28 protein-coding genes are annotated in these 26,516 nt (G+C 71.5%); 7 read left to right on the top strand and 21 right to left on the bottom strand.

Annotated elements, in window-relative coordinates:
* Nucleotides 1-40: 40 nt before the first annotated feature.
* The 8 genes from PKE78_RS14820 to PKE78_RS14785 all read right to left on the bottom strand — a co-directional run bounded on the left by PKE78_RS14820 (nt 41) and on the right by PKE78_RS14785 (nt 6,994).
* Complete coding sequence (locus tag PKE78_RS14820; RefSeq protein ID WP_271201675.1) at nt 41-1,306, bottom strand: MSMEG_0569 family flavin-dependent oxidoreductase; 1,266 nt, start codon at nt 1,304-1,306, stop codon at nt 41-43.
* Nucleotides 1,307-1,322: 16 nt separating this feature from the next.
* The gene (locus tag PKE78_RS14815) at nt 1,323-1,610 is read right to left on the bottom strand and encodes an MSMEG_0570 family nitrogen starvation response protein (protein WP_271201674.1); all 288 of its coding nucleotides are present in this window, start codon (nt 1,608-1,610) and stop codon (nt 1,323-1,325) included.
* Nucleotides 1,603-2,769 carry an MSMEG_0565 family glycosyltransferase gene (locus tag PKE78_RS14810; protein WP_271201673.1) on the bottom strand — a complete coding sequence of 389 codons (1,167 nt, stop codon included), beginning with the start codon at nt 2,767-2,769 and terminating at the stop codon, nt 1,603-1,605. The genes PKE78_RS14815 and PKE78_RS14810 overlap by 8 nt, the downstream gene beginning before the upstream one ends.
* On the bottom strand, nt 2,766-3,740 hold the full coding sequence (locus tag PKE78_RS14805) for a sll0787 family AIR synthase-like protein (RefSeq protein ID WP_271201672.1): 975 nt from the start codon (nt 3,738-3,740) through the stop codon (nt 2,766-2,768). The genes PKE78_RS14810 and PKE78_RS14805 overlap by 4 nt, the downstream gene beginning before the upstream one ends.
* A complete protein-coding gene (locus tag PKE78_RS14800; RefSeq protein ID WP_271201671.1) occupies nt 3,737-4,279 on the bottom strand; it encodes an MSMEG_0567/Sll0786 family nitrogen starvation N-acetyltransferase in 543 nt (180 codons plus the stop codon). Before PKE78_RS14800 ends, PKE78_RS14805 begins: the two co-directional genes overlap by 4 nt.
* On the bottom strand, nt 4,261-5,409 hold the full coding sequence (locus PKE78_RS14795) for an MSMEG_0568 family radical SAM protein (protein ID WP_271201670.1): 1,149 nt from the start codon (nt 5,407-5,409) through the stop codon (nt 4,261-4,263). The genes PKE78_RS14800 and PKE78_RS14795 overlap by 19 nt, the downstream gene beginning before the upstream one ends.
* Complete coding sequence (locus PKE78_RS14790) at nt 5,315-6,367, bottom strand: Nit6803 family nitrilase (RefSeq protein ID WP_271201669.1); 1,053 nt, start codon at nt 6,365-6,367, stop codon at nt 5,315-5,317. Before PKE78_RS14790 ends, PKE78_RS14795 begins: the two co-directional genes overlap by 95 nt.
* 144 nt (nt 6,368-6,511) lie before the next feature.
* Nucleotides 6,512-6,994: an MSMEG_0572/Sll0783 family nitrogen starvation response protein gene (locus PKE78_RS14785; protein WP_271201668.1), complete on the bottom strand. Its 483-nt coding sequence runs from the start codon at nt 6,992-6,994 to the stop codon at nt 6,512-6,514.
* 299 nt (nt 6,995-7,293) lie between these two features.
* Between PKE78_RS14785 and PKE78_RS14780 the strand changes: the two genes are divergently transcribed.
* Nucleotides 7,294-8,673 (top strand): aminotransferase-like domain-containing protein, encoded by a 1,380-nt coding sequence (locus PKE78_RS14780; protein WP_271201667.1) that lies wholly within the window; start codon nt 7,294-7,296, stop codon nt 8,671-8,673.
* Nucleotides 8,674-8,839: 166 nt separating this feature from the next.
* Here PKE78_RS14780 and PKE78_RS14775 read toward each other — a convergent pair whose 3' ends face one another.
* Entirely contained in the window at nt 8,840-10,018 is a 1,179-nt protein-coding gene (locus tag PKE78_RS14775; RefSeq protein WP_271201666.1) for a hypothetical protein, read from the bottom strand.
* Nucleotides 10,019-10,140: 122 nt separating this feature from the next.
* On the opposite strand from PKE78_RS14775, the gene PKE78_RS14770 reads away from it, so the two are divergent.
* Together PKE78_RS14770 and PKE78_RS14765 are read left to right on the top strand one after the other, a co-directional pair.
* On the top strand, nt 10,141-10,722 hold the full coding sequence (locus PKE78_RS14770; protein ID WP_271201665.1) for a nitroreductase family protein: 582 nt from the start codon (nt 10,141-10,143) through the stop codon (nt 10,720-10,722).
* Nucleotides 10,722-11,327, top strand: coding sequence for a flavin reductase family protein (locus PKE78_RS14765; protein WP_271201664.1), 606 nt, complete (start codon nt 10,722-10,724; stop codon nt 11,325-11,327). Before PKE78_RS14770 ends, PKE78_RS14765 begins: the two co-directional genes overlap by 1 nt.
* A 10-nt stretch (nt 11,328-11,337) precedes the next feature.
* Here the strand turns inward: PKE78_RS14765 and PKE78_RS14760 are convergent, their stop codons facing one another.
* Entirely contained in the window at nt 11,338-11,970 is a 633-nt protein-coding gene (locus PKE78_RS14760) for an aldolase (RefSeq protein ID WP_271201663.1), read from the bottom strand.
* Between the two features lie 143 nt (nt 11,971-12,113).
* On the opposite strand from PKE78_RS14760, the gene PKE78_RS14755 reads away from it, so the two are divergent.
* Together PKE78_RS14755 and PKE78_RS14750 are read left to right on the top strand one after the other, a co-directional pair.
* Nucleotides 12,114-13,211 carry a lytic transglycosylase domain-containing protein gene (locus PKE78_RS14755; protein ID WP_271201662.1) on the top strand — a complete coding sequence of 366 codons (1,098 nt, stop codon included), beginning with the start codon at nt 12,114-12,116 and terminating at the stop codon, nt 13,209-13,211.
* Nucleotides 13,208-14,368: a DUF2336 domain-containing protein gene (locus PKE78_RS14750; RefSeq protein WP_271201661.1), complete on the top strand. Its 1,161-nt coding sequence runs from the start codon at nt 13,208-13,210 to the stop codon at nt 14,366-14,368. Before PKE78_RS14755 ends, PKE78_RS14750 begins: the two co-directional genes overlap by 4 nt.
* Nucleotides 14,369-14,374: 6 nt before the next feature.
* On the opposite strand, the gene PKE78_RS14745 is transcribed toward PKE78_RS14750, so the two are convergent.
* From PKE78_RS14745 to PKE78_RS14695, 11 genes are all read right to left on the bottom strand, one after another.
* Nucleotides 14,375-14,923 carry an Hpt domain-containing protein gene (locus PKE78_RS14745; RefSeq protein WP_271201660.1) on the bottom strand — a complete coding sequence of 183 codons (549 nt, stop codon included), beginning with the start codon at nt 14,921-14,923 and terminating at the stop codon, nt 14,375-14,377.
* 11 nt (nt 14,924-14,934) lie between these two features.
* The gene (locus tag PKE78_RS14740; RefSeq protein ID WP_271201659.1) at nt 14,935-15,480 is read right to left on the bottom strand and encodes a response regulator; all 546 of its coding nucleotides are present in this window, start codon (nt 15,478-15,480) and stop codon (nt 14,935-14,937) included.
* 69 nt (nt 15,481-15,549) lie between these two features.
* Nucleotides 15,550-16,326, bottom strand: coding sequence for an NAD kinase (locus tag PKE78_RS14735; RefSeq protein WP_271201658.1), 777 nt, complete (start codon nt 16,324-16,326; stop codon nt 15,550-15,552).
* 91 nt (nt 16,327-16,417) lie between these two features.
* Complete coding sequence (locus PKE78_RS14730) at nt 16,418-17,383, bottom strand: MBL fold metallo-hydrolase (protein WP_309299109.1); 966 nt, start codon at nt 17,381-17,383, stop codon at nt 16,418-16,420.
* Nucleotides 17,384-17,516: 133 nt separating this feature from the next.
* On the bottom strand, nt 17,517-18,926 hold the full coding sequence (locus tag PKE78_RS14725) for an FAD/NAD(P)-binding protein (protein ID WP_271201656.1): 1,410 nt from the start codon (nt 18,924-18,926) through the stop codon (nt 17,517-17,519).
* Nucleotides 18,927-18,937: 11 nt separating this feature from the next.
* Complete coding sequence (ssuD, locus tag PKE78_RS14720; RefSeq protein ID WP_271201655.1) at nt 18,938-20,110, bottom strand: FMNH2-dependent alkanesulfonate monooxygenase; 1,173 nt, start codon at nt 20,108-20,110, stop codon at nt 18,938-18,940.
* On the bottom strand, nt 20,107-21,075 hold the full coding sequence (locus PKE78_RS14715) for a sulfonate ABC transporter substrate-binding protein (protein ID WP_271201654.1): 969 nt from the start codon (nt 21,073-21,075) through the stop codon (nt 20,107-20,109). Before PKE78_RS14715 ends, ssuD begins: the two co-directional genes overlap by 4 nt.
* A gap of 33 nt (nt 21,076-21,108) precedes the next feature.
* Nucleotides 21,109-21,660, bottom strand: a complete 552-nt coding sequence (locus tag PKE78_RS14710; RefSeq protein ID WP_271201653.1) for an NAD(P)H-dependent oxidoreductase — start codon at nt 21,658-21,660, stop codon at nt 21,109-21,111.
* Complete coding sequence (locus tag PKE78_RS14705; protein ID WP_271201652.1) at nt 21,657-22,529, bottom strand: ATP-binding cassette domain-containing protein; 873 nt, start codon at nt 22,527-22,529, stop codon at nt 21,657-21,659. Before PKE78_RS14705 ends, PKE78_RS14710 begins: the two co-directional genes overlap by 4 nt.
* A 12-nt stretch (nt 22,530-22,541) precedes the next feature.
* Complete coding sequence (ssuC, locus tag PKE78_RS14700) at nt 22,542-23,309, bottom strand: aliphatic sulfonate ABC transporter permease SsuC (RefSeq protein WP_271201651.1); 768 nt, start codon at nt 23,307-23,309, stop codon at nt 22,542-22,544.
* 10 nt (nt 23,310-23,319) lie between these two features.
* A complete protein-coding gene (locus PKE78_RS14695; protein WP_271201650.1) occupies nt 23,320-24,258 on the bottom strand; it encodes an aliphatic sulfonate ABC transporter substrate-binding protein in 939 nt (312 codons plus the stop codon).
* Nucleotides 24,259-24,599: 341 nt separating this feature from the next.
* Between PKE78_RS14695 and PKE78_RS14690 the strand changes: the two genes are divergently transcribed.
* Both PKE78_RS14690 and PKE78_RS14685 read left to right on the top strand, forming a co-directional pair.
* The gene (locus PKE78_RS14690) at nt 24,600-25,898 is read left to right on the top strand and encodes an AmpG family muropeptide MFS transporter (RefSeq protein WP_271201649.1); all 1,299 of its coding nucleotides are present in this window, start codon (nt 24,600-24,602) and stop codon (nt 25,896-25,898) included.
* A 31-nt stretch (nt 25,899-25,929) separates the two neighbouring features.
* Nucleotides 25,930-26,478, top strand: coding sequence for a formaldehyde-activating enzyme (locus PKE78_RS14685; RefSeq protein ID WP_271201648.1), 549 nt, complete (start codon nt 25,930-25,932; stop codon nt 26,476-26,478).
* Nucleotides 26,479-26,516 lie beyond the last annotated feature (38 nt).

The following is a 26,516-nucleotide window of genomic DNA, read 5'->3' as shown; positions in this document are numbered from 1 at the left end:
TCGGAGATCACGCGCGGGAGGCTCCGGTGAGCTTTCGCGCTTAGCCCGCGAGGTCGAGCGGCGGCAGCCGGCGCGCGAGCCGGTCGGCGATCACGGCGACCACATGCTCCGCGTCGCGGCCGACGGCGCCGAAGCGTCCCGAGCCCCAGGTGTTGAGCCAGGGCAGGCCGATGAAGGACACGCCCTCCGCTTCCGTCACGCCGCGCTTGTGGACCGGCCGGCCGGCGCCGTTGAACACGGGCACGTCGAGCCAGCGGAAGTCCGGCGCGAAGCCGATGCACCACACCAGCGAGGCGACGCCCGATGCGGCGAGGTCGAGCGTTCCGCGCTCGGCGGGCGGCGTCCACACCGGCTCGTAGACCGAGGGCGGCGGCGCCTCGACGCCGGTCTCCGCGATGTGTCGGTCGATCGCGGCGTTGATGCCGTTGTAGGTCCGGTCGGCGAAGTCGAGGCTCTCGGCGAGGTTCTCACGGAAGCGCAGGACGCCGTCGTCGTAATCCTCCAGCACGCCGTAGAGCTCCATGCCTTCGTTCGCGAAGCGGCGGAGGTCGATGTCGCGGCCGCCGTCGCGGCCGGTGACGTAATGGTTGGTGTTGTCGCGCACGCCTTCGCGGAGCGGGTGCTTCTCCACCGTCATCTCGTAGTAGCCCATGTCCGCGAGCCAGGTGACGACGTCGCGGCCGCGGTAGAACCGCGCGCAGCGCGGCGCGGGTCCGACCGCGAGATGCACCTTGCGGCCCGCAAGGTGCAGGTCCTCCGCGATCTGCGCGCCCGACTGCCCGGAGCCCACCACCAGCACGGCCCCCTCGGGAAGCTGGCCGGCGTTGCGGTACTGCTCGGAGTGGATCTGCGCGATCGCTTTCGGCAGTTTCTCCGCCATGCGCGGGATGATCGGGGTGTGGTAGCCGCCGGAGGCGACGACGATCTCGTCGGCGGTGACATCGCCGGCGGAGGTCGCGACGGAGAAGCCGCCTTCGGGACGGCGCGCGACCCGCGTCACCGACACGCCCTCGCGGATCGGCGGATCCACCTTCTCCACGAAGCGGCGGACATAGGCGACGATCTCGTCCTTCACCATGAAGCCGTCCGGGTCCGGCCCGTCATAGGGATGGCCGGGCAGGTCGCACTGCCAGTTCGGGGTGACGAGGCAGAAGTTGTCCCAGCGCCGCGTCTCCCACACATGCGCCGCGGTCTTCGCCTCGAACACCAGATGGTCGATCTTGCGCTGCTTCAGCCAGTAGCTGACGGAAAGGCCCGCCTGACCGCCGCCGACGACGACCACGCTGTGATGCGGAATGGCGCTCATCGCGATGCTCCCCGGCTCACTCTTCGAAGGACAGGACGGCGACGCGCGCGTCGGCGGTCGCGGAGAAACGGCGGGCCCGGGTTTCGATGCGCGCAAGCTGATCGAGCGCGCTCGAGCAGGCGAAGCCGTATTTCGCCCGCACCCGTTCGCTCGCGATGTTCAGCGCGGTCCGCGACCGCTCCAGAAAATCGCCGACGGGATAGCTCTCGCCTGCGGCCATGTGTTCGCGGATGACGAGCGAGGGCGAATAGCAGCTCTCGACGGCGCCGTCCGGCCAGCGGACGGTGAAGCGCATCTCAGGCATGGGCGGCCTCCTTCGGCAGGGCGGCGTAGACGTCGAGATGGGCGCGGGCGACGGCCCCCCAGCCCATCCGGGCGGCGGCGACCGGGCCGCGCTTCGCAAGGCGAGAGCGCGACGGCTCGGCGAGAGCGATCATCAGCGCGTCGGCGATAGAGCCGGGCTTGAGCGGATCGCACCAGGCGACGTCGCCGTCCTCGAAATGCTCGGTGAAGGGCGTGAGCCGCGACACGACCGCGGGGACGCCGCTCGCGAGCGCCTCCAGCGCGACAAGGCCAAAGCCCTCCCGCAGCGACGGGAACGCGAGCGCGTCGGCGAGACGGTAGAGCGCCGGCATGTCGGCGTCGGGCAGCGGGCCGGTCAAGATCACGTCGCCGTCGGCGAGACCCGCGGCGGCGAGGTCGATGTCGAAGCCGGCGCGGTAGGCGTCGTGATCGAGCAGCGACGCGCCGCCCGCGATCACGAGCTGGGCGCGGTCGTGCATGCGTCGGACCTGGAGGAACGCCGCCAGGATACGGCGCGTGTTCTTGCGCTCCTCGACGCCGCCGACGCTCAGGATCACCGGGCCGCCGCCGAGGCCGAGGCGCGCGGCCAGAGCCGCCTCGCGGCCGTCCGGCTCCGGGCGGAAGCGTCGGCCGTCGACGCCGTTTCCGACGATCGTGGCGGCGAGGCCGAACCGCTGCCTCACCACGGTCCGCCACATCTCGCTCACCGTGAAGGCCGCGTCAGCGGCGGAGACGGAGCGGCTTTGCAGGGCGTCGAGCTTCGGGTCGGCGAAGGGATCGAGATGGTGCACGGTGCGCGCGAAGGCCGGGATGAGCCCGGCGGCCTTGAGGTCGGCCAGCGCGTTGCCGGAGATGCCGTCCTGGGCGTGGAACACGTCGAACCGGCGTGCGGCCGGACGTTCGAAATGCCGGCGGTAGTCGGCGATGCGGGCCAGCACCATGTCCGTCACTCCGCCGTCGACCCGCGACGCGGGCACGGAGACGGTTTCGAACGTCGTCGTGCGGAAGAAGCCACGGCCGTCCGGGTCCGGTGCGTGCACCACTGGCTCGTGGCCGAGCGCCGCGAGCGCGGTGGCGAGTTCGAGCGCATGCACCACGCCGCCGCGCGGATTGACCGAATGGCACAGCAGCGCGACGCGCGAAGGCCGGGCCGCGCTCATGCCGCCGCCCGCGCCGGGGCGCAGCCGAGAAGCGGGGATCGCGTCAGGTCCCAGACGGTCGCGCGTTCGTCGCCGTCGGCGATCTCCACGAGGCCGCCGACTGTCACCGCGCCCACGTCCGCGGCCGCTATCCCGCGCGCGGCGAAGCGGGCGAGCACGGCGCCGACGTTCTCGGCGGTCGTCGCGAGCAGGAAGCCGAAGCTCGGGAAGCTCCGGAGCCAGCGCGCGAGCGGAGCCGCCGCCGGCCGCGGCGCGGCCGCGATGTCGACGCGCACGCCGACGCCGGAGCATTCGGCCAGCATCGCCGCGGTGCCGACGAGCCCGGCCTGGCTGATGTCCTTCGCCGCACGGGCGAGGCCTGCCTCCGCGATCTCGGCCAGCAGCGCCAGATCGCCCCTGAGACGCTCCGGCGGCGCGTCGGTCGCGGCCTCCCAATTGTCGAACGGCTCGCGGTAGCGGCCGCGGAGGTCGATCGCCGCGATCAGCCGGTCGCCGGGCCGCGCGTCGAAGCTCGTCAGCAGCCGGTCGCCGGCGCGGCCGAGCACGGCGACCGAGAGCTGGCCGCGGTCGCAGGCGAGATTGGTGTGGCCGCCCACGATCGGTACGCCGTAGGCGGCGGCCGCCGCCTTCAATCCCGCGAGCACCGGCGCGGCGTCGGCCTCGCCCGCGGCCCACAGCGCGTCGACCACGGCGACGGGACGTCCGCCCATGGCGGCGACGTCGGACAGGTTCACCATCACGCCGCACCAGCCGGCGAACCACGGGTCCTTCTCCACGAAGGCGTTCATGAAGCCCTCGATCGCGAACAGCAGAAAGCCGTCGCCGTCGGGGATCGCCGCGCAGTCGTCGCCGGCCGGCACGGCGGAGGAGCCGGAGAGGCCTAGCCGTTCCGTCGTGCGGGCGATGTCGGCCTTGGCGGCGAGGCCTGCGCCGTCGCGCAGCGCGGCGGCGAGGGTGTCGAGCGCGGTCACGCCGCCCTCCGCGCCGGGGCGTAGAAGCCGGTCTCGGGCGTCGTGAAGGGCGGATAGAAGGCGAGGTCGGCCTCCATCTTCAGGTGCGGGCGTCCATGAAGTTCGACCTCATCGAGAACAGACCAGCGCAAGCGCTCGAAAAGCGGGCCGTTCTGGTTCTGGACATGGGCGAAAAAGCGCGTGCAGCCGCGGGCGTGGGCGGAGGACACCGCGAGCCGGATCAGCGCCGCGCCGAGCGCGCCGACGCGGCGGTGCTCGGCCGCCACGGCGAGGCGGGAGCCCCACCAGACGCCCGGCGCCTCCTCGTGGATGCGCACGGTTCCGACCACCGCGTCATGGGCGACCGCGAGCGACGACACAGCGACCAGCGGGATCGCGCGGTCGTCGACGGCGTCGCGGTCGTCGCCCTCGAACACCTTCTGCTCGTCGCAGAACACGGCGCGGCGAAGCTCGGCCGCGCCGCGCCGCTCCCAGGCGCCGACGGCCCACTTGATCTGGTAGCCCGCGGGGACGAACGGCCTTACCGGCTCGAAGAGCATGGCGACGCCCCCCGTTCGTAGGTGGCGAGCGAGGAGCAGGCGCCGCATTTCGCGCAGCCGGCCTTCACGTCCACGGCGCGCAGGCCGCTCGCGACCAGCATGCTGGCGAGCGGGCGCAGGATGGAGGCCATGAAGGCCGGCGAGGGCGTCGGGTGGCTTTCGAGCGGCGTGCCGGAGATCGGCGTGAACGGCACCACGAAGGGGTAGACGCCGAGCGCGGTCAGCCGCTCGCAGACGTCAAGCACCTCTTCGGGCGTGTCGCCGAGGCCCGCGAGGATGTAGGTCGAGACCTGACCCCGCCCGAACACCGGGACCGCCGCGGCGAAGGCCTCGAAATAGCGCTCGACCGAGACCGTCGCCTTGCCCGGCATGATGCGCCGGCGCACCGGCTCGGACACCGCCTCAAGATGCATGCCTAGCGCGTCGGCGCCGGCGTCGCGCATGCGCCCGAACCAGGCGTCGTCCTCCGGCGGCTCGCACTGCACCTGAATCGGCAGGTTCACGCGAGCCTTCACGCCGGCGGCGCTCTCGCTAAGCACCGCCGCGCCGCGGTCGGGGCCCTTCGGGGTGCCGGTGGTCATCACCATGTGGCGCACGCCGTCGAGCCGGACAGCCGCCTCCGCCACCTCGCCGAGCTGCGCGGGCGTCTTGTGCGCGATGGTGCGGCCGGCGGCGAGCGACTGGCCGATCGCGCAGAACTGGCAGGTCTTGGTGCGGCTCTGGTAGCGGATGCAGGTCTGCAGCACCGTGGTCGCCAGCACGTCGCGGCCGTGCAGCGTCGCGATGTGGCTGTAGGGCACGCCGTCGGCGGTCTTGAGACCGTAGAATTTCGGCGCGAGCGGGAACGACGCCTCGGCGACGACCGCGCCGTCGCGGGTGATGCGGCTGCGGCCGAAGGCGTCCGGCTTCTCGACCAGATAGGGGCTGTCGAAGGCCGGCGCGGTGTGCACCGGCGCCATCACGGTCATGCCGTCGATGGTGATGGCCTTGTGGTCCGAGGGGCCTGCGCCGCCGCGGCGGCTCTGGGCGCCCGCGCTAGGATCGACGAGCCGGACCCCGTAGGACTGCAACTCGTTGATCAGATCCGCGGTCGGCAGCGTCGGCTTCGGCTTGGTCGGCATCGGCGTCATCGGATGCGCTCCAGGAGGGAAGGTCGGCGGACCGGCGGACCGGGCCGGCGGATCGGTCGTCGAGGACGAGGCTCAGCAGCTCCGGGCGGGCGTAGTGGCCGACGGAGTCCATCATCCGCTTGCGCTTCAGCACGAGCGCCATGTCGAGATCGGCGATCAGAAGGCCCTCGCCGGCGGTCAGCGGCGGCGCGAGGTGCGCGCCCTCGGGCGACACGATCGCCGTCATGCAGCCGCCGGTGAGCGCCTTGCGCAGCTTCTCGTCGGGGGCGATGCGCTCGCGCTGCGCGTCCGTCAGCCAGCCGGTGGCGTTGACGACGAAGCAGCCGCTCTCCAGCGCGTGGTGACGGATCGTCACCTCCATCTGGTCGGCGAAGATCTGGCCGACCATGGAGCCCGGAAACTGCGCGGCGTGGATCTCCTCGTGGTCCGCCATCAGCGCGTAGCGGGCCAGCGGGTTGTAGTGCTCCCAGCAGGCGAGCGCGCCGACGCGCCCGACCGCGGTGTCGACGGCGCGCAGCCCGGAGCCGTCGCCCTGACCCCAGATCATCCGCTCGTGATAGGTCGGCGTGATCTTGCGGCGCTTGAGCTTCAGCGCGCCGTCGGCGTCGAAGATGAGCTGCGCATTGTAGAGCGAGCCGTGGTCGCGCTCGTTGATCCCGAGCACGACGACCAGGCCGCGCCGCCGCGCGGCTGCTGCGACCGCGTCGGTCACGGGGCCGGGCACGGTCGGCGCGTGCTCGTAGAGCCTCAGGTGCTCCGCGCCGGTGACGACCGGCGGATGCACGAAGGAGAAGTACGGGTACCAGGGCACGAAGGTCTCGGGAAACACCACGAGGTTCGCGCCCTTACCCGCCGCCTCGTCCAGCGCGTTCAGCACGCGGTTGAGCGTGCCGGCGCCGTCGTCGAGATCCGGCGCGATCTGGACGGCCGCGGCCCGGACGATGCGTTGTTCTGTCATCGGCTCATTCCCGTCGTCGTCATCCCGGCCGAAGCGAAGCGGAGAGCCGGGATCGTCACCCGCGTAAGGCGCGAAGAGGCGCATTATCCTGAGGACGATCCCGGATCGGCCTTCAGCCGTCCGGGATGACGGCTGCGGCCGCTGTCACAGCGTCCAGGTGTCGAGGATGAAGGCGTTCTCCTTGCGGTGAAGGAGAATGACGTCGAGCACGTCGAGCGGGCTGATCGGCGTGACGCCGGGGATCAGCGCGCCTTCGCCATGGCCGTAGAGCGCCTGGAGCGCGAACCGGCAGGCGTAGACCTTGCCGCCGTCGGCGAGGATCTTCTCGATACGGTTGTTGAAGTTGAGATGGCCCGGGAAGGCCTCGTCGCCGAGCGTCGGAAAACCGCGCTGCACGCCGAGCGTCACGCCGGGGCCGTAGAGCAGCACAGATGTCTCGAAGCCCTTGGCGATCAGGCGCGAGGCCTGCAGCAGGTTGACGAGGCCGATCGAGCCCTCGAACGCCACGGTGTGGAAGGTGACGAGCGCCTTTTCGCCCGGCGCCGCCTTCACGTCCTCGAACACCTTGGTTTCGTAGTCGACCAGAAAATCGCCCTTCTGATTGGCGGGCTTCGTCACTGCGGGCATCTCGCTCTCCCTGTTCGGCTGCCGGGCCTCGCCGCCCGGGTCGCAGAGGGAGGAGCAACCCTCGTGCCAACCGCCAAAAAGCCGTGGCATACAAAGACTGCGTCAAAAGACATTCAATTTCACATTCAATATTGGATGGATTGCGGGCGCCTGAAATCCCTGAAACTGACCGTATGACGCGGCGGCAGGCAGTCGCCGCCTCGGGCGTAAGCAGAATATTGACGGTATTGAGGGGCCTCTCGACAGCAAGGATTATGCATTCAATAATCCGGCAATACGAAAATTGCAGGTAGACTGGCATGGCCGACTGGACTCCCGACTTCGCCCTCAGCGACAAGCCTCGCTATCTCGCCATCGCCGATCTGATCGCGGCCGACATCCGGTCCGGCCGGCTCGCGGTCGGCGACCGGCTGCCGCCGCAGCGGGTGCTGGCGAAGCGGGTCGGGATCGATTTCACCACGGTCGCGCGCGGCTACGAGGAGGCGCGCAAGCGCGGTCTCGTCACCGCACGGGTCGGGCAGGGCACCTTCGTCGCGGGGGCGCCGCAGACGACGCAGATGCGCGCGCACGCCCGGCTGTCCGCCGACCTCACCATGAACCTGCCGCCGGAGCCGACGGACCCCGCCCTGCTCGACATGATGCGCGAGGGGCTCGTCGCGGTGGCGCGCGATCTCGTGCCGCGGCTGCGCTACCAGGGCTTCGGCGGCTCGGCCGAGGACAAGGACGCCGCCTCGTCCTGGCTCGGCCGGCGCGCGCTGGTGCCGGCGCAGGACCGCCTGTTCGTCACGCCCGGCGCCCATTCCGCGCTGCACGGCGTGTTCAGCATTCTGGCGAAGCCCGGCGACGTGATCCTCTGTGAAGCGATCACCTATCCCGGCGTCCGCTCGATCGCGGCCCAGCTCGGCGTTCGCCTGGTGGGGCTCGCGATGGACGAGGACGGCGTGACGCCGGAGGCGCTCGAGGAGGCCTGCGCGCGCCATGCGCCGAAGGCGATCTATCTCAACCCGACGCTTCAGAATCCGACGACCCTGACGATCCCGGAGCACCGGCGGACGGCGCTCGCGGCGGTGGCGCGCGCGAACGAGCTGCCGATCGTCGAGGACGACGCCTACGGCTTTCTCCCGACGAAGAAGATCTCGCCCTTCGCCGCGATCGCGCCGGACCTGACATGGCATGTGGCAGGCCTCGCCAAATGCATCGGGGCTGGCCTGCGGGCGGCCTATGTGGTGGCGCCAAGCGCGCGTGCGGCCTGGCCGTTCGTGGCGGCGCTCAGGGCCGCGACCGTCATGGCCTCGCCGCTGACCGTCGCGCTGGCGACGCGCTGGATCGAGGACGGCGCCGCCGACGCGATGCTGCGCTTCATTCGCGAGGAGACCGCGGCCCGCCAGCGCATGGCGACGGAGATCCTGCCTCCTGGCTCGTTCCGCGCGGACCCGCTGAGCTTCAACCTCTGGATTCCGCTGCCGCCGCCCTGGAGCCGGTCCTCCTTCGTTGGACAGATGCGCGAGACCGGGATCGGCGTCGTGGCGAGCGACGCCTTCACGGTCGGCTCCGCGCCGACGGAAGCGGTGCGTGTGTGCATCGGGGGGCCGTCGACGCGCGACGAGATCAGGGCCGCGCTCGAGTTCATCGGCCATGCGCTGACCGAGCCGCCGGAACTCGCCTCGGCCTACATCTAACGCCGACGTGCTTGAGCATTTGGCTCTCGCCAAGGCTCGCAGAATGAGCCTCGCCGTCCTCCGGCTTGACCCGAGGACCCGTCTTGAGCGTCGAGCTTCACGACATGGATGGTCCGGTCAAGCCGGACCATGACGAAGGAGGAAAAGAGAGCGCCGCGCGTGCGGCTCAGCCCCCGGCGATCTCCACATTGCCGTCGAAGCCGGCCCGGACGGAGAAGTTGCGCTGGAAGGTGCGGCCGTCCCGGCGGACGATCGCGACATAGTCGCCCTCGGACAGCACGATCGGCGGCAACTGGCCGATCGACTCGCGGATCACGTCGCCGCCCGGCGTCAGGATGGTCCAGGAGGTGTCCGGCAGCTCCGGCGCGCCAGGTTCGTGGACGAGCTTCAACGCGACCTGCGCCGCCTTGTGGTGCACCTGGGCCTCGACGAACTTGCCGGCGCCGACCTCCAGATCGACCTCGATGATGGCGTTGGCGTCGCCATAGGCCGAGACGACGTGATAGGCGCCCGCGGGCAGCCTGAGGGTCGTGCCGGGCGCGATCTTCTCGGCGACGGTGCGCGTCACGCCGCCGTCGTCGCGGGTGAGGGTGAAGCTCAGCCGGTCGCCCGGGATCTTGACGTCGCCGACGAAGCCGGTGAGCCGCACCGCCCCGGCCTCGATCACCAGCGTGTCCTCGCGCGGGCCGCGCGGCTCGACCGTGACGTAGCGCGCCACCGCGACCAGCCCGTAGACCGCGTGGACCACGTAGCCGCCCGGGTCGAGCTCGAAGCGCGGCGAGCTGTCGGTCGATTCGGCGACCATCATGTGCTCGCCGTTGGCGTCGGCCGTGTCGGTGAACACGCGCCACTTCACCCCGCTCGTCACGCGCGGCCCGTTCTTGCTGAAGGCCGCGTGAAGGGTGAGCGGCTGCTTGATCACCGGAGCCGTGGGCGAGGGCAGGGCCGCCGGGATCGTCGGCGCGGCGGGCGCGGGCGGCGGCGCCATCGGCTCGGTCGCGGCTGCGGGTGGCGCCTGCGGCTTCGCCGGCACGAGATTTGGAATCCTGATTCCGTTCAGCAGGTCGCCGGCGCCGCCGAACGGGTCCGGTCGGCCGAGCGCCGCCTCCGGCGGGGGCAGGCGGGGCGTCGATGGCGCGGCGGGGCGGCTGGAGCCGCCGTCGTTCGGGGCGAGCAGGTCGATCCGCCCGGTGAAGCTGCCGCCATAGCTGAAGCCGCCGCGCTCCTTGGCGGGAGGGCCGCCGGGCGTGGCCTTCTCGCTCTGCGCGAACGCAGGATGAGCCGCGCACGCCATGGCGGCGGCGGCGCAGGCGGCGACCCAGGCGGGGACTGAGCGACGGTGCATCCCCGTGCGATGCCACCGCGCGCGGGTCTTGGCAAGTGCAGCGGACGTAACCGCCCGCCGTTGCGCAGGCCCGCGCCGCATGCGATGGCCGCGTCTTCCCGCGCGAACGCAGGAGAAGCGCCATGACCGACGCCGCGAACCCGACCCTCGAGCTGCTGAGCGCGCGCCGCTCCGTGCCGGCGAACGCGCTGGCCGAACCCGGCCCCGACGCCGGCCAGCTCGAACGCATGCTGACCATCGCGGCGCGCGTGCCTGACCACGGCAAGCTCGCGCCCTGGCGCTTCGTCGTGATCGAAGGCGACGCTCGCAAGAGCCTCGACCTCAGGCTCGCGGCCCTGCTGAAGGAGGTTCAGCCCGACGCGCCGCCGCAGCGCGTCGCGCAGCAGGAAAGCCAGTTCTCCGGCTCCGCGCTCGTCGTCGCCGTCGTCAGCCGCGCGGCGCCGCATGTGAAAATCCCGGAATGGGAGCAGGTGCTGTCCGCCGGGGCGGTCTGCATGAACCTCGTCGTCGCGGCCAACGCCTTCGGCTTCGGCGCGCAGTGGTTGACGGGCTGGGCCGCCTACGAGCCCCGCGCGCTTGAGATTCTCGGCCTCGCGCCGCAGGAGAAGATCGCCGGCTTCATCCATATCGGCGCCCCGACCGAGCGCTTGAGCGACCGCCCCCGGCCGGACCTCGCCGAGATCGTGACGCGGTGGAGCGCCTGATGACGCACAGCTACGAAGTGGCCAAGGGCCATCGCCTGCCGCACGATCCATTCAAGGCGATCGTCGCGCCGCGCCCGATCGGCTGGATCTCGACGGTCGACGCCGAAGGCCGTCCGAACCTCGCGCCCTACAGTTTCTTCAACGGCGTCGCGGGGTCGCCGCCGATGGTGATGTTCTCGTCCGAGGGCTGGAAGCACTCGGTCGCGAACGTGGACGCCACCGGCGAGTTCGTCTGCAACTTCGCGAGCCTTGCGCTCAAGGACGCGATGAACGCCAGCTCCGCCTATGTCGCCGCGGGCGTCAGCGAGTTCGAGCTCGCGGGGCTCGAGACGGCGGACTCGAGCCTCATACGGCCGCCGCGGGTCAAGGCGAGCCCGGCGGCGCTGGAGTGCAAGGCGCTGAGCGTGACCGAGCTTTCCGATCTCGACGGCCGCAGGATCGGGCGCTGGATGGTGGTCGGTCAGGTCGTGGCGGTGCACATCCGCGAGGAGTTCCTGACCGACGGCCTGTTCGACACGGCGAAGGCCAACGCGCTCGCGCGTTGCGGCTACATGGACTACGCCGCGGTCGAGACCGTGTTCGCGCTGGAGCGGCCGACGGCGTAGACGCCGCCGCTCACTGCGCGCCGAGCGCCGCCGCCTGTGCGGCCGTCAGCGCGAACTTGGCGCTGAACCCGTCCGTCCGCGCCGCCTCGGCGTCCCGGACGAAAGCGTCGCCGTCGCCGGCGAAGGCGCTGTCGATCGCCGCGACGCCGGCCGCGGCCGCGGCGACGACCACCGCGCTGCGGACCATGGCGAGGGGCGCGATCAGCGCGCCGCCCGGACCGCGGGGGGCGGCGGCTCCGAGATCGACGGCGAGCGCGTCCGCGTCCCACCCGATCGCGGCGAGCCGCGGGTGGCCGGCGCCGAGGCCCGCGAGACCAAGCGCGCCCTTCGCCGTCGCGATGCGGGCGACGACGCGGAGCGCGCCGTCCGGCCGATCGGCAAGCGCCTCGGCGACCGCGAGCCGGGCGGAAAGATGCTCGACGTCGGCGCGCGACGAGGCCGCGTCCAGCACCACGCCTGCGATGATGGGCGCCGCGGCGAGCGTCGCGGCATCGAGCGCGTCGGGAGCGGGCAGGGCGAGCCAGATCGGAGCGTATGCGTCCCCGACGACGAGCGCGGGGAGCGCCTCCGCGCCGATCACCAGCGGCGCGCGGATGGCGAGCTCGGAGAGGCCTGCGCCAGCTGCGCGGAGATAGGGCGTCATTCCCGTTGTTTCGCTCAGGCCGGCCGTGCGGCGCAAGCCGGCGCCGCGCCGTCGCCCTTATGGTTAACCCGGGGTTTACCATGACCTGAGCAAGCTTTCCGCAGGCGTCGCAGGGGAACGCCGCAGCCGGAATCGCGCCCGCCATGCAGCTTCTGTCTCCGGCCGACGCCGTGAGCCGCGTGACCGCCGCCCTCAAGGGCGCGGCCGACGCGACGGGAGCCGGATTCGATTACCTGCTGCGCACCGCCCAGCGCGAATCCTCGCTCAATCCGGCCGCAAAGGCCTCCAGCTCCTCGGCCCGCGGCCTGTTCCAGTTCATCGACCAGACCTGGCTGCAGGTGCTGAAGGAGGACGGTCCGAAGCTCGGGCTCGCCGAGGAGGCGGCCGACGTGACGCGCACCGCTTCGGGCCGCTACGTCGTCGCCGACCCCGCGCGCCGGGCGGAGCTGCTGGCGCTGCGCGACGATCCGACGACCTCGGCGCTGCTCGCCGGCGCCTTCACCCGCCGCAACGCCGCCACGCTTCAGGCCGGGATCGGCCGGGCGCCGACCGAGGGCGAGCTCTACGCCGCGCACTTTCTCGGCGCGAAGGGCGCGACGGAGCTGATCAGGCTCGCCGCCGATCAGCCGTCGACGAGCGCCGCGAGCGCCTTTCCGGCGCAGGCGTCCGCGAACCGCGCGATCTTCTACGACATGGGCCGCGAGCGCACCGCGGGCGAGGTCTACGCCCGCCTGACCGCCGGCGGCGGCGCGACCGCGACGGCCACGACCGCGCTCGCTTTGCAGGAGACCCGGACGCGGACCGAGGAGGTCGCTCCGTTCAACGCCGGCGTCGAGGACGACGGCCGCGCCTTTCATTCGCTGTTCAAGACCGGCCGTCGTTCGCCGGTGTCGGCCTATGTGGCCGAGGCCTGGTCGTCCTTCGGCGCGGCGGGCCTCGTGTCCGACGTCTCGGGTCCGTTCCGGGGGCTGAAGACCGCGGCTCGCGCGGAGCCCGCGACGGACCAGCTGCTCGCGGCCTCGGCCCGCGCCTACGCGGCGGCGCCGGCCGCGGTCGCCGCCGGAAACGCGGTTCAGACGACGCAGGCGGCGGCCGCGCCGGCCAAAGCGCGCCGCGCGGCGTCGGTCGCGGTCGCCGCGCAGGCTCCCGCTCCCGCTTCCGCCGTCGCCGCCGCGCCCGCCAGTCCCGCGCCGGTCCGGCGCGCGGTCATTCCCACCATCTCGCCATCGGCCCGCAAATGATCGTGGAACGCTACCTCGAATGGGCCGAGACCGCCCCCGCGCATTTGCGGGCCGAGGCCGCCGGCGGCCTTGCACGCTCCTACCTCTATGGCGAGCTGGAGGACGACATCCGCGACCAGGTCGAGGCGGCGCTCATGCGCATCCTGGACGATCCGAGCCTCGCGGTGCGTTGCGCCGTCGCGGAGGTGCTCGCGGCCGCTCCGGAGGTCGCCACGCCGCTCGTGCTGGCGCTCGCCTTCGACGCCCCGGACGTCGCCGAACCGGTGCTGGCGCGCTCGCCGCTGCTGACGGACGTGGAGCTGGTCGATCTCGTGGCCCAGGGCGGCGTCCGCCAGCAGGTCGCGATCGCGCGGCGGGCCCGCGTTTCGGCCCCGCTCTGCGCCGCGATCGCGGAAGTCGCTTGCGCGGACGCCTGCGCGGCGCTGCTCGCGAACGCCGGCGCCCGACCGCCCCGTTCGGCGGTGGAGCGCATCGCCGGACGTCACGGCGCCCACGGCGGAGTGCGCGACGCGCTGCTTGGCCGGGGAGACGCCAGCCCCGCGGTGCGGCAGGCGCTGATGCGTTCGGTGGCGGGCGCGCTGCAGCTGTTCGTGACGGACCGCGGCTGGCTCGCGCCGGACCGCGCCCGCCGCGCCGCCGACGAGGCCTGCGAACGCGGCGCTCTAATGATCGCCGCGGAACAGGCGGACGCGCAGGGTTTCGTGCGGCTGCTGGTCGATCGCGGTGAGTTCTCGGCCGGCCTCGCGCTGCGCGCCCTGCTCTGCGGCAACGTCGCGATCTTCGAGGCGGCGCTTTCGGTTCTGTCGGGCCAGACGCCCCAGCGGGTCGCGGGCTTCGTGCGCGACTTCGAGGGGCGCGGCTTCGAAGCGCTCTACCGTCAGGCCAGTTTCCCGACGGCGGCGCTGCCGGTCTACCGCGCGGCGCTCGCGGCCGCCCGCGAAGCCGGTTTCCCCGCCAGCCGGGCGCAGGACGCGGAGCTTTCGCGCCGCATGGTGGAGCGCGCGCTCACCGCCTGCGATGGGGTCGATGTCGACGTCGCCGCGCTTCGGGCGCTGCTGCGCCGGTTCGCGACCGAAGCGGCCCGCGCCGACGCCCGCCGCGCCTTCCAGCCCGCGGCGCGCGAGCTGCTGGCGCTCGAGGCGCCGAAGGCGGCGTGACGACGGTCAGTCCTTCGGTTTGAGAAAGCCTGCGCGCAGGATGGCGAGCCGTTCGACGATCTCGGCGGCGACGGGATGCTCCCGGCCGCGCACGTCCTCGCGCACGATCGCGCGGATCGCCTCCACATGCCGGTCCACATAGGACTGCGGCGGCGGCGGCCCGTCCTGCTCCAGCATCAGGCAGAGCCCGTCCGCGATTTCGCCGGCGAGCGGGAAGCCGAAGGTCGCGGACTGGCCCCGCAGGTCGTGCGCGCTGCGGTAGAGCCCGTCGAGCGCCTCGGCGTCGCGGCCGATCGCGAACGCCGCGCGCATGATCTCAAGCCGGTCGATCTCGTGCTTCATCCAGCCGTCGAACTCGGTCGACAGCAGCTCGAGCGCCTGCTCGGCGCGCAGGATCGCCTCCTCGTCGCTCTTGTCGCGCAGGCCGACCGAGCGGGTGGCGCGCTCTTTCAGACGGTTCGGCGGACGCAGCACGATGTGGTCCGTGAAGGACTCCACCGGCACACCCCAGGAGGCCGCAGGGACAAGGGCTGGCGAAGGGGGCGCGTCCGGCATGGGTTCAAGCCTCAGGAAACGACGCTGTCGCGCAAGCGCGCATTGGCTGTGTCCTCGACCACGTTCGCCGTCTTCGAACGCCGCTCGGGCCCGGAATAGGTCGCCGCGGTGCTCCGGCGCCGGTCCGGGCCGAAATAATCGCGCGTCTTGATGAACGGCCGCGGGTTTAGCACGCAGTTGAGCAGGCGCTGGTGCAGCGCTTTCGAGGAGATCGGCTTGCAGAGGAATTCGGTGACGCCGGCGTCGCGGGCGCGGATGACCCGGCTCTTCTCGGAATGGCCGGTCAGCATGATGATCGGCACGTAAGGGTTCATGCCGCTGTCGGGCTGGCGGATCATCGTGGTCAGCTCGACCCCGTCGAAGATCGGCATCGACCAGTCGACGATGATGATGTCCGGCAGATGGGTCGTGAACATTTCGAGGCCCGAGGCGCCGTCCTCCGCCTCGTAGACCTCGCGCGAGCCGAATCCGTGCAGCAGCGTGCGGACGATGCGGCGCATGTGCGCGTTGTCGTCGACGACGAGGATTCGGAGCTTTGTGAAGTCGACGCGGATCATGTCGCGGGCGAGGGACCATCAGACCATTCGAAATCATGGCCTGTCGTCGTTAACGCCGCGTTTCTGCGCTCACCAGCCGAACTGTTCGGCGAGGATGCGCTCGTCGAGGCCGTGGCCGGGATCGTGCAGCATCACGAGGTTGGTCTTGCGGTCGAGCGCGATCTCGACGCGCTTGATGTCCCGGAACTCGGTGTTGTCGGCGACGGCGGCCACCGGGCGCTTCTCCGGCTCGAGCACGTCGATCGCGACCGCCGCCCGGTCGGGCAGCAGGGCGCCGCGCCAGCGCCGCGGCCGGAACGGCGAGATCGGCGTCATCGCGAGCAGCGGGCTCGCGAGCGGCAGCAGCGGCCCATGGGCCGAGAGATTGTAGGCGGTCGATCCCGTCGGCGTCGCGACCAGCACGCCGTCGCAGACGAGCTCGCCGAGCCGCGGCTTGCCGTCCACCTCGATCTTGAGCTTCGCCGCCTGGTAGGTCTGGCGCCAGAGCTGAACCTCGTTGATGGCCTTCGCCACATGGACCTGGTTGTCCCGGTCGCGCGCGCGCATCGTGAGGGGGTGGATGACGGTGCGCTCCGCCGCCGCCAGCCGCTCCGGCAGGTCGTCCTCGCTGAAATCGTTCATCAGGAAGCCGACCGAGCCGCGGTTCATGCCGTAGATCGGCACGTTGCGGCCCATCAGGTCGTGCAGCGTCAGCAGCATCATGCCGTCGCCGCCGAGCGCGACCACCACGTCGGCGTCCTCGACCGCCACGCCGCCGTAGCGCTGGGCGAGCTTCGACCGCGCCTCGCGCGCGTCGTCGGCGCCGCTCGCGACGAAGGCGATGCGTTCAAAGCCGCGGTCGGTCATGCGCCTGCGCCGTCTCCGTGACGCGCGCGCCGGTCAGCGCGCGGATCCGAGCCATACACGGCCCCGCGGCCGCGCGTCCACGCGCGCCGCGTCAGAGCACGGGATTCCACATTTCGGGGACGAAGGCGAACTCGTCGTTCGAGCGGCGCGCGATGTGGCCGACGGCCGGGAAGGGGAAGTGGTAGCCGGCGACGAGAAGGCGGTCCTTCGTCACCATGTCCAGCATGCGCCGCCGGGTCGCCTCGGCCTGGCCGGGGTCCATGTCGAACACGGCGTGCCAGCCCGGATTGCGCACGAACAGCGAGGGGTGGTTGGTGGTGTCGGACCAGATGATCAGCTCTTCCGACCCGGACGACAGGCGGAACGCGGTGTGGCCCGGCGTGTGGCCGGGCGCCGGGATCGCGACGAGGCCGGTCACGAACTCGGTCTCGGGGTCGTAGCGGCGGACGTCGCGCCTGATCGGCTCGAACACTCGGCGCGCCATCTTGAACGCCCCCTTCAGCCCGTCGGGCGCCCGGCTCATCTGGCCGTCATCCATCCAGAACGCCCACTCCGCCTCCGGCACGACGATCTCGGCGTTGGGGAAGGCGAGCTCGCCGCTCTTCAGGCGCACGCCGCCGATGTGGTCGGGGTGGAAGTGCGAGATCAGAACCGTGTCGACCGCTTTCGGCTCGATGCCCGCCGCAGAGAGGTTCTCGTAGAGCTGGCCGGCGGTCGGGGCGAGGTGGCCGCCGGTGCCGGCGTCGACGAGGATCAGGCGGCTGCCGGTGTTCACCACCACGCTCGTGAAGGAGATCGCGACCGAAGAGGTGTCCATGAAGGCGTCGGACAACGCGCGCCGGACGTTCTCGACGGGAGCGTTCCGGACGAAGCTTGCGTCGAGCGGCCGGCGGTTCAGCCCGTCGGTGAGGGCGGTGACTTCGATGTCGCCGACCTTGTAGCGGTAGACGCCAGGCGCCTGCCGGCCCGCCGCGGGCGCCGCGGCGAGCGCGCCGCCTGCGCCGACCGGGGCCATCGCGGAGACCGCCGCGGCGGCGATCATCGAGCGTCGCGTCATGGATGTCATCTCGCGTCTCTCTCAGGCGGATCGTGGAATGGCGCGCCGGCCTGAAAGCTGGATAGGTCAGCCGGACAGCGGCTGCAATCGCCGGGAGGCGTCACTGTTGCGTGACGCCTCCGCGAGACCGGGCTCAGGCGGCGCGCCGCTCCGCGCGCGCGAGCAAAGCGAGGACCACGTCGCCGGCCACCCGCTCCGCGTGCTTCGTCACCTCCGGCTGTCCCATGAGCTCGCCGAAGGTTCCGCGCGCCAGCGGACCCGCGACCCACAGCGCTTCGGCCGCCAGTCCGTCCGCGCCGATCGCGCGGCTGGAGGCGTCGACGGCGAGGCCCAGCCCCACGTCGTCGAGCCGGACGAGCCCCTCGCGCGCGAGGGCCGCGAACAAGGGGTCGCTCGTGGTGAGCTGGCGGTGGGCGGGGCCGGTGGCGAGGATCACGCGGTCGAACACGAAACCACGTTCGTCGCCGCCCGCGAGCCGGAGCGTCGTAGCCAGCCCTGCGTCGTCCGCCTCGACCCGCGTTGGTTCGCCCTTCAGCACCGTGAGCTGTCCGGCGTCCCGAAGGCGCTTGATCGCCGCCTCGACCTGCGGCGAGACCCGGAAGCGGTGCACGTCCCAGAACGGGCGCAGGCGCCGCACGACGCGGCGGCGCTCGGCGACGGAAAGCGCCCCCCAGATCACGGGCGCCTGCGTGCGGACGGCGTCCAGCGCGTTGCGCCAGGTCAGCCCCTGGGCATCGGCCGCGTCGACCACACGCCGGATGCGCAGCAGAAGCCGGCTGGCGCGGGTTTCGGGCGCGGTGGAGAAGTCGCCGAAATCGCCGGCCTCGCCGCCATGGCCGCGCGACAGCAGCCCGCGCCGCGACACGGCGACGATCGGGCCGCGATGGCCGCGGCGCTCGAGCGACGCGACCGCGTCGGCCATGGTGAGGCCGGTCCCGACGATCAGAATGCGCGCGTCGGCCGGAATGGCGTCGAACGCGCCGCCGCGCTGGGCGTCCACGACGATCCGCGGATCGTCGATGAGGGACGCGAAGGCGGCCGGCGCGACCGGCGCCGGATGGGTCGCCGCCAGCACCAGCACGTCGGCGTCGAGCGTCGCGCCGCCGGACAGCGTCACGGCGTAGCCGCGGGCCGTCGCGGTCGCGCCGGTCGCCCGGGCGACGCGGTGCTCGATCGCGCCCGAGAGCAGATAGGGCTCAAGCGTCGCCGCGGCGTAGCGGCCGAACACGGATCGCCGCGGAAAGGCGCGGCCGTCGGCGGTGAGCGCGTCCGGGTCCTCGTGGAGCGCGACATCCGCCTTCAGCCAGCGGTCGAAATGGCAGGGGTCCGACGGCACGAAGCTCATGCGCGTCGCCGGCACGTTGATGCGGTGGGCGGGCTCCTCGGTGGAGTAGGCGAGCCCGCCGCCGAGGCGGTCGCGCGGCTCGATCACGACGATCCGGAACTCGCCGGGCCGCCGCCGCGCGATCTGATGCGCGACGACGGCTCCGCTGGAGCCGCCGCCGATGATCGCGATGACCGCTCTGTCGTCATGCTCGCGCAAGGGGCCGCTCCTCAGGACTGCGAGACCCGCAGCGCAGGGCGCGAGTCGTTGGCGATGGTCTCGCCGAACGGGCCCATGTTGACCGTGGTCTCCACCTGTTCGGTCCGCGTCGCGAGCGGAAGGTGGGGGAAGGTCAGCTCGGCGAAGCGGTAGGCTTCTTCGAGATGCGGGTAGCCCGACAGGATGAAGGTGTCGATGCCGATCGCCATGTATTCCTTCATCCGCGCCGCGACCGTCTCGGGATCGCCTACGAGCGCCGTGCCCGCGCCGCCGCGGACAAGACCCACGCCCGCCCACAGGTTGGGGCTGACCTCAAGCTTGTCGCGCCGCCCGCCGTGGAGCGCCGCCATGCGCTGCTGGCCGACCGAATCCATCCGCGCGTAGACCTTCTGCGCGGCCGCGATGGTGTCGTCGTCGAGATGGCTGATCAGCTTGTCCGCCGCGGCCCAGGCCTCCTCGTTGGTCTCGCGCACGATGACGTGCAGACGGATGCCGAAGCTGACCTCGCGCCCGGCCTTTTCCGCCGCGGCGCGGACGACCGCGACCTTCTCGGCCACGGCCGCCGGCGGCTCGCCCCAGGTGAGGTACTTGTGGATCGTGTTGGCCGCCACGTCGGTCGCGGCGGGCGACGAGCCGCCGAAATAGAGCGGCGGGCCGTTCTCCTGCTGCGAGGGGAACAGCAGCCGGCCGTCCTCGATCCGGATGTGCTCGCCCTCGTAGCGCACGGTCTCGCCCGCGAGCAGACGCTTGTAGACGTCTAGGAACTCGCGCGTCACGGCGTAGCGCTCGTCGTGGTTCAGGAAGATGCCGTCGCCGGCGTTCTCAGCCGGATCGCCGCCGGTGACGACGTTGATCAGCAGGCGCCCGCCCGAGATGCGGTCGAGCGTCGCCGTCATGCGGGCAGCCAGCGTCGGCGACTGCAGGCCCGGCCGCACGGCGACGAGGAAGCGCAGCTTCTCCGTCAACGGCGCGAGCGCGGAGGCGACGACCCACGAATCCTCGCAGGAGCGGCCGGTCGGCAGCAGCACGCCGTAGTAGCCGAGCTGGTCGGCCGCCTGCGCCACTTGGCGCAGGTAGCCGAGGTCGACATGGCGGCCGCCCTTCGACGTGCCGAGATAGCGGCCGTCGCCATGGGTCGGCAGGAACCAGAGGACGTTGGCGGTTTCTGCTGCCTGTGCGGTCATCGCGCCGCCTCCGCTGTCTTGATGGTCACGACCGCATCCTGGACCACGATCGGCTTCGGAAGAAGCTTCAGCTCGAGGAAGGCGTCGGCGATGCGCTGCTGGGCGGCGATCGTTTCCGGCTTGAGCGGGCCGACGCCGAGGCCGAGGCGGGAGATCGCGGTGGTGAGCAGCGGCGCCGGAATGCCGACCAGCGGCGAAAGCTCCTCGGCGGCGGCCTTCGGGTCCTTGGCGACCCAGTCCTCGACCTTGCGCAGCTCGGCCAGCACGATGGCGAGCACGTCCTCGTTGTCCTTCACGTAGTCGCGCGAGCTCAGGAAGAACTGGTGGTTCTCGACGACGCCCTCGCCGGTGGTCAGCACGCGCGCGCCGGCGGCTTCGGCCGCGGCGAAGAACGGATCCCACACCGACCAGGCGTCGACCTTGCCGCTCTCGAACGCCGAGCGGGCGTCGGCGGGGGTGAGGAAGGAGAGCTTGACGTCGCCGTAGGACACGCCGGCCTTCTCCAGCGCCTTGACCAGCAGGTAGTGGCTGTTCGAGCCCTTGGCGACGGCGATGTTCTTGCCCTTCAGGTCGGCGACGGACTGGAGCGCGCTGCCCTTCGGCACGAGGATCGCCTCGGCCTTCGGCGACGGCGGGTCATACGCGACGTAGGTCAGCTTCGGGCTGGCGGCCTGGGCGAAGATCGGCGGCGCTTCGCCGGTGGTGCCGAAGTCGATCGCGCCTGCGTTGACGGCCTCCAGCAGCGGCGGGCCGAACTGGAACTCCGACCACTTCACGGTGACGCCGAGCGGCTTGAGCTTCTCTTCCAGCGAGCCCTTGCCCTTCAGCAGGATGAGGGTGCCGTACTTCTGGAAGCCGATGCGCAGCGTGCGCTCGGCCGCGTCCGCGGCGGTCGCCGCGCCGAGTGAGGCAAGGAGGAGGGCTGCGGCGAGGGTTCTGCCTGCGCGAAGACCGAAGGAGGACATCTGACGGGTTCCGGGATCAGGGGTTGCGAGGGATCAGGCGGCGATCGCAGGCCGGGCGAGCGCGCCTGCGGCCTCCGAGACCAGAGTGTCGAGACGGCGGGCGACCCGTTCGTCGGTGACGCGGCCGTCCACGACGTCCCGGTCGATCACGAACACGGCGGTCGGCAGGGTCAGGGCGTCGAACGAGCCGAACAGCGGGCGGAGCTGATGCTCCACCGCGAGCGCGTGACGGTCGCTGCCGCCGGTCGCGAGCAGCGCGACGGGCACGCCGGCGAGCGCGCGGTAGTCCACAAGGTCGATAAGGTGCTTGAAGAAACCGGTGTAGGAGCCCTTGTAGATGGGCGAACCGGCGATGATCAGGTCGGCGCTTTCGATCGCGCGCAGCGTCTCCTCGAGCGCGGGCGAGGCCGCGCCGCGGCTGAACGCCTGGCCGAGATCGGGGCCGATCTCCGCGACGTCGATCAGCGTGACGGCCCCGCCGGAGCGGGACTGGACGCGGGCCGCGACGTCTTCGACCAGCCGGCGCGTGCGGGACGGTTGCGACAGGCTGCCGGTGATCGCGACGATGGACTTGCGGGTCGTCATGCGTAGGCCTCCTGGAGAGCGTCTCCGGACGCCTCCGCGGCGACGCGGTCGCCGGTCTTGAACAACTGGTCGAGGATGATTCCCTCGAGCCGCGCGAGCTCGGGGGAGCCGCGTCGGCGGGGGCGGGGCAGGTCGACGGCGAGGTCGAGCGCGATGGCGCCGTCTTCGATGAGCACCACCCGGTCCGCGAGGGCGAGCGCCTCGGAGACGTCATGGGTCACGAGCACGGCGGTGAAGCCCTGCTCCTGCCAGATGCGCTCGACGAGGCCCTGCATCTCGATCCGGGTCAGCGCGTCGAGAGCGCCGAGCGGCTCGTCGAGCGCGAGCAGGCGCGGATGACTGACGAGGGCGCGGGCGAGCGCCACGCGCTGCTTCTGACCGCCGGACAGCGCGGACGGCCAGTCGCCGCCGCGGTCGCCGAGGCCGACCTCGTCGAGGGCGCTCTGGGCGGCGGCGCGGGCGGCCTTCTGGTTCGACCTGTCCCGGACTCCGACCACGACGTTGTCGATCACGCGCGCCCAGGGCAGCAGCCGCGGCTCCTGGAACATGATGCGCGCCGCCTGCACGTTCGGCGCTGCGTCCGCCACGCGCACGTCGCCGGCGGTCGGGGTTTCGAGGCCGAGGATGGTGCGGAGCAGGGTGCTCTTGCCGCAGCCGCTCTTGCCGACGACGGCGACGAACTGGCCGGCGGGGATGTGCAGATCGACGTTCCTGAGCACTGGCTTCACGCCGAAGGACTTCGACAGGCCGCGCAGGGTGACGGTTGCGCCCGTGCCGCCCTGGCCAAGACGCGTGGCTCCGCCGGACTGGCGTTGGGCGACCGGCGAGAAGGCCGCGAGGCCGTGGGCCGTAAGCGAGCGTGCGGTCATCGGCGACGTCCTTCAGTGAGCGAGATAGGCCGGGTGCCAGGAGAGCGTCGCGCGCTCCAGCCAGCGGGCGATGGAGTCGGCGAGCTTGCCGAGCAGGGCGTAGATCAGGATCGACAGCACCACGACGTCGACCAGCATGAACTCGCGGGCGTTCATGGCCATGTAGCCGAGGCCCGAGGAGGCCGAGATCGTCTCGGCGACGATCAGCGTCAGCCACATGATGCCGAGCGCGTAGCGCAGGCCGACGAAGATCGAGGGCAGGGCGCCCGGCAGCACGACCCGGAAGAACAGCTCGCGGTTCCCCATGCCGTAGGCCCGGCCCATCTCGACGAGCTGAGCGTCGACGGTGCGCACGCCGTGCAGGGTGTTGAGGTAGATCGGGAACGAAACGCCGAGCGCGACCAGGAAGACCTTCGCGGTCTCGTCGATGCCGAACCAAAGGATGACCAGCGGGATCATCGCGAGGTGCGGGATGGTGCGCACCATCTGGATGGTGGGGTCGGTGAGGCGCTCGGAGAGCTTCGACAGGCCGTTCGCGAGGCCGAGCGCGAAGCCGATGCCGCCGCCGATCAGGAAGCCGACGCCGGCGCGCCAGGCGCTGACGCCGATGTTGGCCCAGAGTTCGCCCGAGAGCGCGAGCCGCCAGCCGGCGGCCACCACGGCGGTCGGCGCCGGCAGCACCTCCGGCGCCAGTTGCCCGAGGGACGACAACGCCTGCCAGACGAGGATCAGCCCGACCGGGATGACGAAGGCGAGAAGGTTCTTGGAGTCGAAGCGCATCGTCGGTTCCTCAGGCGCCGGAGGTCCACACCGCGTCGGCCACGACGACGGGGGTCGGGATCAGGCCAAGCCTGTGGAAGCGATCGGCGTTGGCCTGCTGGGTCGCGACCACGTCCGGCGTCACGGCCCGCACGGCGTAGCCGGTGCGCGTCTGGGCGCGGCGCTGCGCCTCGATCGGGGTCTTGGTGGCGGCGGCGAAGAGCTCGGCGACCTCGTCCTTGTGGGCGTCGGCCCAGACGCCGACGCGGACGAACTCGTCGATCACGGCCTTGAGCAACTCCGGGTTCTCGGTCGCGAAGCCGCGGTTGGCCAAGGTGAACCCGTTCTGCGGGCCGGCGTCGTCGCTGGAGGCGAGCACGCGGGCGCCGAGCGTCTGCTCCGCGATGGCGAAGAACGGGTCCCACACCGCCCAGGCGTCCACGGCGCCGCGGGAGAACGCCGCCTGCCCGTCGGCGGGCGGGAGATAGGCGGCCGTCACGTCGTCGAACGAAATGCCGGCCTTTTCAATCAACTGGACGGAGACGTTGTGGGCGCTGGAGCCCTTCGGGATCGCGATCCGCTTGCCCTTGAGCTCGGCGACCGACGTGAGCGGCGAGTCCTTCGGGACGAGGATCGCGGCGCCGGAGGCGGGGTAGGTCGCGGCGTAGACGAAGCGGGCGCGGGCGGCCTGGGCGAAGATCGGGGGCGCGTCGCCGGCGGTGCCGATGTCGATCGAGCCGACGTTCAGCGCCTCGAGCAGCGGCGGACCGAAGGTGAACTCCAGCCATTCGATCGTCACGCCGTCGGCGGCGAACCGTTCTTCCAGCGCGCGGCGGGTCTTGGCGATCAGGAAGACGCCGTTCTTCTGCAGGCCGATGCGGATCTTCTTCGCGTCGGCGCGGGCGGGACGGACGACAAGTGCGGCGGAGGCGAGGCCAAGCCCAGTCAGCGCCGTGCGGCGGGTGATCATGAGGGTAATCTCGGGTTGCATGTCCGGAGCGGCGGCGCGCTCTATACGGACGGGAGCGGGTCAGGCGGAACGTCGGTCAACGCGAAGGTCGACAGCGCATCGGATCTGGCCCTCGGCGGGGTTCGGTCGGCCGCGATCGTCGCCGCCACGCGATATAACCACCTAATTCCATAGAACGTGTCAACATTAAAAGTGAAGGCCCCCCTCAGCGGGGTGTGAACCGCGTGCGACGGAAGGCGGGCGCACGGGGCCGCAGGGATGGGTTAGGAAGAAGCCGATGCGCCCGCGGACACGAATCGCCGCCCGGCGCCATCGCCCCCGCTTGGCCAGGGAGGTCGCCCGTGCCCAATCCGCCGCCCGCCGTCCCGGCGCCGTCCCGGTCCGCCGGCTTCGGGCTGAAGCGCGTCTCATCGGGCGTGCTCGGCTACGCTTCGGGCCTGCCGCTGCTGCTGGTTGGAAGCACCTTCGCGTTCTGGCTCCGGGAGTCGGGCGTCAGCGTCCAGGTCATCGGCCTGCTGTCCTGGGCGTCGATCGCCTACAGCCTCAAGTTCCTGATCGCGCCGGCGATGGACGCTTACAGCCTGGGGCCGCTCGGGCGAGCGCTCGGGCGTCGGCGGGCGTGGATCTTCGCCGCTCAGGTCTGCGTCGCGGTCGGCCTCGCGGCCATGGCCTTCGGCGATCCGGCGGCCAACCTCACGCTCGCCGCCATCGGCTGCTTCGCGACCGCCGCCGCCTCCGCGACCCAGGACGCGGCCGTCGACGGCTGGCGCGTCGAGGCGGCGGGGCCGGACGAGCAGGGCCTGCTGGTCGCGGCCTATCAGCTCGGCTACCGGCTCGCGATGCTCACCGCCGGGGCCGGCGCGCTTTATCTGGCCACCGGGTTCGGCTGGATCGGCGCCTATGGCGGCATGGCGGCGATCATGGCGCTGGTCGCGCTCCTGACGCTCACCGTCATCCCCTCGACCGACCGCGACGCTGCGCGGCCTGAGCCCACGAGCGCCGCGTCCGCGCTCGCGGCGCCTCTGCGCGACCTGGTCGCGCTGGTGGCCGCCACGCCGATCACCACGCTCGCGCTGATCGGCCTCTACCGGGTGCCGGATCAACTCGCCAACGTGATGTCGTCGCCGCTCTACAAGGACCTGCAGTTCACCAACATCGAGATCGCCAACGTCACCAAGATCTTCGGCGTTATCCTCGGCATCGCCGGGGCCTTTCTCGGCGGCTTCCTGCTGAAGAGCTTCAGCCTCAAGACCGTGCTGATCATCGGCATCGTGGCCTCGTCCGCGACCAACCTGTTCTACACGGCGCTGGCGGCGACGGGGCACAGCATCGCCATGCTGACCGCGACCATCAGCTTCGACAACGTCGCCTCCGCGGTCGCGGGCACGGCGCTGATCGCCTTCATGTCGAAGCTCGCGGCCTCGGAGTTTTCGGCGACCCGCTACGCCGTGCTGAGCTCGATCTACGCGCTGCCCGGGCACCTGCTCGCGGGCGGCTCCGGCTTCGGCGTCGCGGCGGTCGGCTACGGGCCTTACTTCGTCATCACCTTCCTCACCGGCCTGCCTGCGCTCTTGCTCTGCCTGTGGCTTCCGCGCGAGAGCAGGGGGCCGAAGACGGCCGCGGCCGAGACCGCGGCCTGAGCCGACTACGGACATTCAGAAGGAGACGTCCATGTCCAACCGCATCGTCCTGCGCGCCGGCGAGGCGCTCGTCGCGGGCGGTCCTCCCGGCACCGCCGCCGAGCCCGAAGTCGTCATCGGCGAGCTCGACGGCCCGGTCGGGACCGCGCTCGCGACGCTGACCGGCGATCAGGTCGCCGGCCACACACGCGTGTTCGCGCTGCTCAACACCGACATCATGGTGCGGCCCGTGACGCTCTGCGTCTCCAAGGTCACGGTCGACAACCCGCGCTACACCAACATCCTCATGGGCACGGTGCAGTTCGCGATCGCGAACGGCGTGCTCGACGCGGTGCGCGAGGGGCTGATCCCGAAGGAGAAGGCCAACGACCTCGGCATCATCTGCTCGGTCTGGCTCGCGCCCTCGATCGTCGAGGTCGAGAATCTCGACCACAAGGCGCTGTTCGACATCCACCGCAAGGGCATGACGCAGGCGATCCGCAAGGCCATGTCGAACGAGCCCACCATCGACTGGCTGCTCGAGAACCAGGAGCGGATCACCCACAAATACTACCAGATGGGCCTCGACGGTAAGGTGTGAGCGGGCTCGCGGAGGGGAGGAGGGCGGTCCCGCTCTCC

It is taken from the genome of Methylopila turkensis, assembly GCF_027922325.1.
Taxonomy (GTDB): domain Bacteria; phylum Pseudomonadota; class Alphaproteobacteria; order Rhizobiales; family Methylopilaceae; genus Methylopila; species Methylopila turkensis.
This window is presented reverse-complemented; position numbering and strand designations above follow the sequence as displayed.